A 10085-nucleotide genomic window follows, 5' to 3' on the forward strand; every position below is an offset into this window, starting at 1 on the left:
ATATAAGAGAATATTAGATGGTGGAGCTATTTTAGATAACTATAGCTTTGGATATGAGACATCTTGTACAAATAATCAGGCTGGCTATAAGTTATATTTTAATGTTTTTGCAGATTCAAATCCTCCAACTAATATCCATATATTAATAGGAAGAAATGGCGTAGGCAAAACTCATTTACTTAATAATATGGTAAAAAGCTTTATTGGTTTAGATTGTGAAAATGGTAAATTTTTTGAAAAAGATAGCTTTGAAGAAAAAGAAAAGCCTCCTCATGAAATCTTTTCAAGAATTTTATCGGTATCCTATAGTGCATTTGACCCATTTTTGCCATTTTCTGAAGATGAATACCTAGAGTATTCTTATATTGGACTAAAAAAACCAGGGTTCGGTGTATTACTTGAACAAAAAAGTTATTTGAAGGATAATAAAGAACTTTCAGATGAGTTTGCCAGCAGTTTTGTGAAAATTTTAAGTTATAAAAATATAAAACAATATGCGAATTTAATAACCCAGCTGGAATCAGATCCAATATTTAAAGAGCTGAATGTTGGTGAGGTCATGCAGCAAATGACAAAAATTATTAGTGAAGTTAAAAAGAGTAGCGATAATCCTAATGATGCTATTATTCAAAACTTGAAACAGCCAGCTATAGATTTGTTTGAAAAATTAAGTTCAGGGCACGCTATAATATTATTAACTGTTACTAAAATTTTTGAAAAGATAGAAGAAAAAACTCTAGTATTATTAGATGAACCAGAAAGTCATTTACACCCGCCTTTGTTGTCATCCTTTATGAGGGCGTTATCAGATTTGCTTATAAAAAAGAATGCGGTTGCTATTATTGCAACCCATTCACCTGTGGTTTTGCAAGAAGTTCCAAAGAGTTGCGTTTGGAGACTAAGTAGATTTGGTCTAGAGGCTAAAGCGGAGTGCTTTGATATTGAAACATTTGGAGAGACGATCGGAACATTAACTAAAGAAATTTTTGGCCTTGAGGTAAGCAAGTCGGGCTTTTATGCGATGCTGGACAATAGTATAAATAAAGATGGAGCCTCATATGATAGCATAATGAAGGAATATGATAATCAGCTTGGATCCGAGGCAAGATTGTTGGTAAGAGCCTTATTAAGCAACAGGAAATAGTCTTATGGTTGCAGTAGATATACCTAAAATAAGGAAATCTGACATATATAAATGTTGTTGTAATGGAATAAAGGATAAGGCGAAGAAAAAGAATTTATTGAACTATTTATATGTTTTTTTATTAAACGCTCGCGGTTACTGCAATAGTGCAAGAAAAAAATGTCTTGATAAATATATAATGATAGAGCTGATTAATTATACTAGATACGAAGATATAAAAAACGATTTATTTGATTTGTACGATAAACGCTTAGTGGTAGGAAAGGAGCCAAGAAAATACTATAATCAAATAAAGGCTAGTCCAAAATTAGGCAAGTGTCCATATTGCGGATTAGGGCATGTGTCTACATTGGATCACTATTTACCAAAATCCGAATTTCCAATTTTTTCGATATTGCCAAATAATTTGATAGGGTGCTGTAGGGACTGTAATACCATAAAAAGAAATATAGTTTTAAATACCATTCACCCGTATTATGATGACTTTACAAAGACACAGTGGTTATTTGCAAAAGTGAATTGGTCTGAACTTACTATGGAATTCTTTGTAGATACAAAAGATATTAATAATGCTTTGGATAAAAAGAAAATAGAAGAGCATTTTCGGGTGTACGAATTGGCTAGAAGATATGCTGTTGAAGCAGCGAGTGAGTTGAGCGACCTGAGAATAGAATTTGGAAGTAAAAATTTAACAAAAATGGATATTGAGCAAGAACTTCGTATAAAATTTAAATCTAAACCTATAAATAATTGGAAAACAGCAATGTATCAAGCTCTATGTAAAGATCAGTGTTATTGCAGTGGTGGATATAGTAGGTTCTTATAGTATCTAAACAATGTTTCAAAGTAAATTTATGTTAAAATCACGCCTTGGTAAAACTAACTTACTAGGAGCGCAAATTGAACGATTTAAGAAATATCCCACAAGTTGATAAGATCATAAAAAATGAAGCATTTTCGGGACTTGACACGAGTTTAGTCACTATGCTTGCAAGGCAAATTTTAGACGAGGTTAGAGCTAAAATTTTAAATGAAAATGCTAGCTTTGAGAGCGAAGAGATAATAAATTTGATCCTAGATGAGTATGATAAATTTAACGAAGCAAGCCTTCAAAGGGTGCTAAATTTAACCGGCGTTGCTATACATACAAACCTCGCTAGAAGCGTCATCGATAAAGAAATTTTAAAGCGAGCAATGCCTGTTATAACAGGATATTCTAACCTAGAGTACAACCTAAAAACAGGCAGCCGAGGCAACAGATATGACTACGTTGGCTCGCTAATAGCAAGAGCCTTTGGTTTTGAAGACGCCATAGTTGTAAATAACAACGCAAGCGCTGTATTTTTGGTGCTAAACACCTTTGCAAAGGGCAGGGAGGTGGTCGTTAGCAGGGGCGAGCTAGTCGAGATCGGCGGTAGTTTTAGAGTGCCAGAGGTGATGGCAAACGCAGGCTGCATCCTAAAAGAGGTCGGCACTACAAATAAAACTAGGTTAAAGGACTACGAAGAGGCAATTAATGAAAATACGGCGATGCTTGTGAAGGTTCATAGATCAAATTTTGACATCGTTGGCTTTAGCGAAGAGACTACGGCAAATGAGCTAAGCGAGCTAGCAAGCAGGCGAAATTTGATAGATTATTTTGATCTTGGCAGTGGATTTTACGGAAATTTGCCCTTTAACTTAGACAAAAACGAGCCAGATCTAAAAAATTTAAAAGATGTTTCGCTAGTTAGCTTTAGTGGCGATAAGCTGCTTGGTGCTGTGCAGTGTGGCATAATAGTCGGCAAAAAAGAGCTCATCGCAAAGCTTAGGAAAAACCAGCTTTTAAGGATTCTTCGCGTCGATAAAGTGATCATCTCGCTTTTGGCTGAGAGCATGAAAGCTTATCTAAACAAAGAATTTGAGCTTATCACAACGCAAAAACTGCTTCACAAAAGCGTAAAAGAGCTTGAAGGCTTAGCAAATTTTATAAATAAAAATTTAAAAAATCCGCTTGAGATAGTGCGCACACAAACCTTTGTAGGAGGCGGGGCGATGCCAAATAAAAAGATCCCAAGCGTGGCGCTTGCATTTAGTGGAGAGGCAAATTTAAACGAGCTAAAATTTAGGCAAAAAAAGGTGATCGGACGCATAGAAAATGACAAATTTATGCTAGATATTAGATCGCTTCTTGATGAGGACGTAGAGACGCTAATAAAAATAATAAATGAAACGGAAGAAAAATGAGTTTAATAATAGGAACAGCAGGGCATATCGACCACGGCAAAACCGCGCTTATAAAGGAGCTAAACGGCTTTGAGGGGGACAATCTTGAAGAGGAGAAAAAGCGTGGCATAACGATCGATCTAAGCTTTTCAAATTTAAGCAAAAATAGCGAAAATATCGCATTTATCGACGTGCCAGGGCATGAAAATCTCATAAAAACGATGATAAGTGGCGCATACGGCTTTGACGCGTGCTTGTTTGTGGTGGCGGCAAATGACGGGCTTATGCCTCAAAGCTTGGAGCACCTTGAAATTTTAAATCTTCTTGGCGTGAAATCTGTGATCGTTGCGCTTACAAAGTGTGATCTAGTCGATGAAGCTACCATAAATTTAAGAAAAAAAGAGATAAGAGATGAAATTTCTAAATTTAAAAACCTGCAAGTTTTAGAAATTTTCGCCGTTAGTATAAAGGATAAGGCAAGCACCGATGAGCTTAGAAACTATCTCTTTACACTAAGAGCCAAAAAGCGCGATGAGGATGGCGTTTTTAGATACTACATCGATAGGGTCTTTAGCCTAAAAGGTATCGGTAGCGTCGTAACTGGCACCGTTATAGAGGGAAGCGTTAGCAAAAATGAGAAGCTTTTTAACTACGACGCTGGCAAAGAGGTGCTAGTAAGAAGCGTGCAAAGTCACGATGAATTCGTAGAGCGCGCAGGTGTTAGCAGCCGTGTGGCGCTTAATCTAACAGGTATCGAGCTTAGCGAGCTAAAAAAGGGACAGCTACTTAGCAAAAAGGGCTTTTTTAGAGGATTTAGAGAGGTTGATGCGGTCGTAACTGCTAAAAATCTCATCCACTCTCAAAGCGTGACATTTTGCGTGGGCGCTAAAAACGTGCCCGCAAAGGTGCTAATACTAAGCCAAAAAGATGATAGCTACTTTGTGAGCTTTAAATTTCAAAGCGATATGTTTTTAAAATTTGACGAGGCCTTTGTGCTCATCTCAGATGCGCGCGTGATAGGTGGCGGCAGGGTGCTAAACCCAGTGCTTGAGCCACTAAAAAAGGCTGGCAAAATTCTCTTTTTAGCCTCGCTTTTAAAGCATGATTTTGTTGAAGCTTTTTCTATCTTAAAAGAAGCTCACAAAAATGGCTTTGGCATCATCTCTTCTTATCAAAGATTTGGTCTAAATCACGAAGAGGCCGTAGCTGTAGCCAAAAAAGTCTCAAACGTCTTTGTCGATGAAAAGGCTTTAAACATCTACGATCTAAGCGCGGTTGAGCGGATAAAATCAGCCATTAAATTTATGATAGAAAAGAATGAATTTGCTGTATTTTCAGCTCAAAGCATCAGCCTAAAACTTGCTTGGGCTAGCCAAAATTTAGCCCAAAAAGCGCTTGACGAGCTTGAAAGTGCAAATTTGATCGCCAAAGATAGCGGTGTCTATACCAAAAAAGGCGTTGATCTTAGCAAGCTAAAAGTAAGGCTTGAAGAGAAAATTTATGAAATTTTAGAAAGTGGCAAGCTAGCCCCAACAGCGCCATATAATATATATGATGATTTAGAGATCGATAGGGTTAGTGGCGACAATGCCCTTAAAAAGCTAACCGCAATGGGCAGGGTCATAAGGCTAGAGCATAACCTTTTCATCACTAGAAATTCACTAAAAATGGCACTTGATAAACTAAGAGAGATCATAAAAAATCAAGGCTTTGTAAATGTCACAAACGCCAAAGATGCGCTAAATTTAAGTAGAAAATATGTAATCGCCTACCTTGAGCAGCTCGATCTTGAGAGTGACATAATGAAGCAGGGAAATGATAGGGTTTTTCGCAGTTAGTATTCATTTACAAAAAGCAAATATAATCCGCCAAATTTTTAAAAAGGATAAAAATGAAAAAAGTGATCTTAGCCTCAATCATCGCGGCAACTAGCCTAATGGCAGCAAGCGATAAGCAAATAGAGGACTTCTACTCTCAAATGGTTGATAGTAGCGTAAAAGTAAAGGTAGCTGATCGTCACAAAGTGGCAGGCGACATCGAAGCTGTCGTGGTAAAACTAAGCAAAGATGGCAACTCACAAGATGAGATAGTATTTACAAAAGGCGACTTCATCTTCCCAGACGTGATCGATCTAAAAGAGCAAAAATCATACCTAGCTGAAGTGAAAAAAGAGGTCATCGCAAAGGGAATTTCTAAAATTTATAAAGATGAAGACAAGGCAAACATCATCGTTCTTGGTAGCGACCCTAAAAAGCCAACTATCATAATGTTTTCAGACCCTGAGTGCCCATATTGCAGAGCTGAGCTAGCAAAGATCGAGACAACACTAAAAGATAGCAACGTTGAGATCGTCCTAACTCCAGTCCATGACATCTCATCACTTCAAAAAAGCTCGCTAATCTACAAAGATGCAAAAGCTGCTAAGAGTGACAGCGACAAGGTTAAAATTTTAAGAAAATACTACGCTGAAGACTACAATGTAGATGATAAGAGTGTTAGCAAAGAAGATGTCGCAAAGATCGACAATCTGCGCAAAAAATACTTTGCAGCTGGCGTTAGATCAGTGCCATTTATCGTAAATAAAAGCGATCTAAAATAACATTTTCTAGGGAGCTCTCCCTAGAATTTCTACCTCAAACAAATTTTATAAATTTAAAGTCTATTTAACTATATTTTTAATAAATACTTAACATTCGTAATTAAACTTTTATATTTACTTTGCTTAACTTAGAAATATGCTAAATTTACACAGTTTAACTTTAGGGCGCTAAAATGTCCTAAAATAGGCTATTTGTGATATTTTAGAAATTCTAAATATGCAAATTTTACATATTAATGAACCAAATTTCTCAAAAATTTTTGAGGCATAAGGAGAAAAAATGCAAGGATCAAGAAGAGATTTTCTTAAAAAATCTCTAAAAGTCGGTGCTGCCAGCGGAGTACTCGCAGTCTCAGCCGTAGCAAAAGTGACTAGCGATGACTTGGCTCCTGATGACAATGGCGTTGTCGTAGGCAAGTCTAACAAAAAAGAGGTGCTTTATAAAAAAAGCAAGAACTGGGAAACCTACTATAAAATCGCATACTAAGGGAGAAAACCATGAGTGATGCACGTATAGGAAGACGTTCATTTTTAAAGCTAGCCGCACTAGGTGCAGGCACTACAATGGCTTTTGGAAAAAATGATACGATCAGGCAGGCGAGCGCGGAAGAGATAAAAGATCCTTTCCCTGGCTCAAAAAAGGTTAGAACTATTTGTTCTATATGCTCAGCAGGCTGTGGTATCGAGGCTGAGGTACAAGATGGTGTTTGGGTTCGTCAAGATATGGCGATGTTTCACCCGATATCTCAAGGCTCACACTGCTCAAAAGGTATCGATCAGATCGATCTTACGCATAGCAAACAGCGCATCAAATATCCTATGAAAAAGGTTGATGGCAAATGGCAAAGAATTTCATGGGATCAAGCTGTAAATGAGATCGGCGATAAGATGCTTCAGATCCGCAAAGAAGATGGTCCTGATAGCGTTATATTCTTAGGATCTGCGAAATTTAACAACGAGCAAGCATATTACTTTAGAAAATTTGCTGCGTTTTGGGGCACAAACAGCAACGACCACGTAGCAAGAATTTGACATAGCGCAACAGTCGCCGGTGTGGCGAATACTTGGGGTTATGGCGCGATGACAAACCACTTTGGAGATATGGCTGCAAATTCAAAATGTATATTTATAATAGGTGCAAACCCAGCTGTGGCAAATCCAGTTGGCGGTATGAAGCACACTTTGCAAGCAAAAGATAGAAACAACGCAAAGGTGATCGTAGCTGATCCAAATTTTACAAAATCAGCCGCTCATGCTGATCTATACCTAAGACAAAGATCAGGCACTGATATAGCGCTTGTTTATGGACTTATCCACATCATCTTAAAAAATGGCTGGGAAGATAAAGAATTTATAAAAAATAGAACTTACGGCATCGACGAGATAGCAAAAGAGGCTGAGCACTGGACACCAGAGGTCACATCTGACGTTACAGGCGTGCCAGTTGATAAGCTGATAGAGGCTGCAAATATCCTAGCTCATACAAAACCAGGCACTGTGATCTGGGCACTTGGTATCACTCAACACTCAGTTGGTAGCTCAAATACGAGAATTTTACCTATCCTTCAACTAATCCTAGGCAATATGGGCAAACCAGGTGGTGGCTGTAACATCATCCGTGGTCACGACAACGTTCAAGGCTCAACCGACATGTGTAACCTCTCAGATAGCTTGCCGATGTATTACGGACTAACTGATGCGGCTTGGAAGTACTACTGCCAAGGCTGGGGCGTTGATTATGATGAGTTTGTAAAACGCTTTGCAGTCTCAACTAAAGAGCCAAAACAAGGTGGCACACCAGTTAAAAACACTGTTTTTGAAGAGTATTATTACCACGATCCTAAAAATCCAGAGGATAGAAACTGGAGAAATGAAAAAGGCTGGTCGCTTTCAAAATGGTGGCAAGGCGTCTTAAAAGAGGAAAATACCTTTAGTAGTGGTGCATTAAGAGTTCTTTGGGTTCAAGGGACTGGTCTAACATCTATGGCGCACCTAGCTAAAATCCAAGAAGCAGCTTCAAAACTAGATATGATCGTAGTTGCTGAGCCATTTGTAAATGAAATTTCTATCCTTTCAGATAGAAAAGATGGCGTTTATATCTTGCCAGTGGCAACTGCCTTTGAAAACGAAGGTCATCTAAACGCTACAAACCGCTCAGGTCAGTGGAGAACAAAAGTAGTTGATCCACTTTATGAGAGCAAGGGCGATCACGAAGTTATGTTTGCATTTGCTAAGAAATTTGGCTTTTACGATGAGTACGTAAAAGGCATGAAGATGGCTGTCGTAGATAGAGAGCTAAAACAAGTAAAAGATGACTTTGTATGGCCAGATGATGCGACAAACGAGATAGCAAGGGTTGGAAATTCTATCGGTTATGGCGGCAGAACTGCTGAGATGTTTAGACGTCACCAAGCAAACTGGGATAAATTTGACCCAGATACGCTAATAGGTCTTGGTGGCGAAGTAAAAGGCGAGTACTATGGCAAGCCATGGCCAGCATGGGATGAAAAACACCCTGGCACACCGATACTTTACGATATGAGCAAGCCTTATGTAGAGGGTGGCTCTGGCTTTAGAAACCGCTTTGGCTTAGAGCATAACGGCGTTAGTCAGCTAGCTAGCGAAGAGAGCACACTTGTTGGCTCAGCCATAAAAGGTGGCTATCCACAAATCACAAAAGATAATATAGAAAAAGTCCTAGGCATCACTCTAACAGAAGAGGAGAAAGCTAAGATAGGACCAAGCTGGAGCATGGACTACAGCGGTATCATCTTAGAAAAATGCCGTGAAAAAGGCGTAGTGCCGTATGGTAACGCAAGGGCTAGAGCTATCGTTTGGGAATTTCTTGATCCTATCCCAAAACATAGAGAGCCTATCCACTCACCACGCTGGGATCTTGTCCAAAAGTATCCGACATTTGATGATCAAGCTAGAAATTTCCGTGTTTCTACTAAATTTAAGTCAGAGCAACAAGCAAAAGACTGGTCAAAAGAATTCCCTATCGTATTTAGCACGCAACGCGTCGTAAATTTAAGTGGTGCGGGAATGATCGAAAGAACAAGTAAATACCTCTCAGCCATCACACCTGAGATGTTTGCTAACGTCCACCCAGAGCTTGCTTTAAAATACGGCATAAAAGATCGCGATATGATGTGGATCCACAGCCCACAAGGCACGAAGATCAAAGTAAGATGCTACCACAGCTATATGGTAACTCCAGATAGAATTTGTATGCCTTACAACTTCGCTGGCGTTATGCAAGGTGTCGATCTCTCAGCTCGTTACCCAGAGGGCACTAAGCCTTATGTTATCGGCGAGAGCTTTAACACAGTTACAAACTACGGATTTGACCCTGTTACTCAAATTTCAGAATTTAACGCAGGTCTTTGCCGCATAGAAAAAGCTGAGGAGAACACCTTTAAAACGTCGTTTTATCACGAGTATGGCGAGAGAGACGCCCTAGGTAAAGAGTAAGGAGAGAAAAATGGCAAGAATGAAATTTTTTGTAGATACTAATAGATGTATCAGCTGCTTTGGATGTCAAGTCGCCTGCTCTTCTGCTCACGAGCTTCCAGTTGGAATTTATAGAAGAAAGGTTATCACGCTTCACGATGGTATCGAGGGCAAAGAGGTCTCAACTACTATCGCGTGCCAGCACTGCACAGACGCACCTTGCGAGCAAGTTTGTCCGGTTGATTGCTTCTACATTAGAGCTGATGGCATCGTGCTTCATGATAAACACAAGTGCATAGGCTGTGGATACTGCTTATATGCTTGTCCATTTGGTGCGCCGCAGTTCCCTAAAGATGGGGCATTTGGCGTAAAAGGCGTAATGGATAAATGCACTATGTGCGCAGGCGGTCCAGAGCCAACTAACTCACACGAGGAGAGAGAGCTTTACGGTCAAAACAGAATGGCCGAGGGCAAAGTGCCTATGTGTGCGGCTATCTGCTCTACAAACGCGCTTTTAGTTGGCGACGCTGCTGAGGTTTCAAATGTATATCGCAAACGCGTTATGCTAAGAAATACAGGACTAAACGTATAACACTAAGGAGGGCGCTTGCTCTCCTTTTAAATTTATAAAATTTAAATTATTTTTATGATTTTTATAATCTAAAATTTCATCAATAATTTTTC

Annotated in this window: 8 protein-coding genes and 1 pseudogene; all 9 read left to right on the plus strand. The window is 39.1% G+C overall.

The window, feature by feature from the left end; genetic code table 11:
- On the plus strand, positions 1-1144 hold a 1144-nt coding region (locus CYP77_RS08150), incomplete at its 5' end, for an AAA family ATPase (RefSeq protein ID WP_103599738.1).
- 4 nt (positions 1145-1148) lie between these two features.
- On the plus strand, positions 1149-1970 hold the full coding sequence (locus CYP77_RS08155) for an HNH endonuclease (protein WP_103566801.1): 822 nt from the start codon (positions 1149-1151) through the stop codon (positions 1968-1970).
- Positions 1971-2044: 74 nt separating this feature from the next.
- Entirely contained in the window at positions 2045-3370 is a 1326-nt protein-coding gene (gene selA / locus CYP77_RS08160) for an L-seryl-tRNA(Sec) selenium transferase (protein ID WP_103566804.1), read from the plus strand.
- Positions 3367-5187, plus strand: coding sequence for a selenocysteine-specific translation elongation factor (gene selB, locus CYP77_RS08165; RefSeq protein WP_103599739.1), 1821 nt, complete (start codon positions 3367-3369; stop codon positions 5185-5187). The genes selA and selB overlap by 4 nt, the downstream gene beginning before the upstream one ends.
- Before the next feature lie 53 nt (positions 5188-5240).
- Complete coding sequence (locus CYP77_RS08170; RefSeq protein ID WP_004317675.1) at positions 5241-5948, plus strand: thioredoxin domain-containing protein; 708 nt, start codon at positions 5241-5243, stop codon at positions 5946-5948.
- Between the two features lie 280 nt (positions 5949-6228).
- Complete coding sequence (locus CYP77_RS08175) at positions 6229-6435, plus strand: twin-arginine translocation signal domain-containing protein (protein ID WP_004317725.1); 207 nt, start codon at positions 6229-6231, stop codon at positions 6433-6435.
- A gap of 77 nt (positions 6436-6512) precedes the next feature.
- Positions 6513-6707 (plus strand): annotated as a pseudogene (locus tag CYP77_RS10405) (hypothetical protein); the annotation flags it as partial.
- Positions 6708-6755: 48 nt separating this feature from the next.
- Positions 6756-9422: a formate dehydrogenase subunit alpha gene (locus CYP77_RS08185; RefSeq protein ID WP_258032373.1), complete on the plus strand. Its 2667-nt coding sequence runs from the start codon at positions 6756-6758 to the stop codon at positions 9420-9422.
- A 10-nt stretch (positions 9423-9432) separates the two neighbouring features.
- Positions 9433-9993, plus strand: coding sequence for a formate dehydrogenase FDH3 subunit beta (fdh3B, locus tag CYP77_RS08190; protein WP_021084543.1), 561 nt, complete (start codon positions 9433-9435; stop codon positions 9991-9993).
- The last annotated feature ends 92 nt before the right edge of the window (positions 9994-10085 follow it).

Source organism: Campylobacter concisus, from assembly GCF_002913865.1.
GTDB classification, from domain to species: Bacteria; Campylobacterota; Campylobacteria; order Campylobacterales; family Campylobacteraceae; genus Campylobacter_A; species Campylobacter_A concisus_AM.

Coding starts and splice junctions, on each gene's coding strand:
- CYP77_RS08155 (WP_103566801.1), top strand. CDS start 1,149: ATGGTTGCAGTAGATATACCTAAAATAAGGAAATCTGACATATATAAA.
- selB (WP_103599739.1), top strand. CDS start 3,367: ATGAGTTTAATAATAGGAACAGCAGGGCATATCGACCACGGCAAAACC.
- CYP77_RS08170 (WP_004317675.1), top strand. CDS start 5,241: ATGAAAAAAGTGATCTTAGCCTCAATCATCGCGGCAACTAGCCTAATG.
- CYP77_RS08175 (WP_004317725.1), top strand. CDS start 6,229: ATGCAAGGATCAAGAAGAGATTTTCTTAAAAAATCTCTAAAAGTCGGT.
- fdh3B (WP_021084543.1), top strand. CDS start 9,433: ATGGCAAGAATGAAATTTTTTGTAGATACTAATAGATGTATCAGCTGC.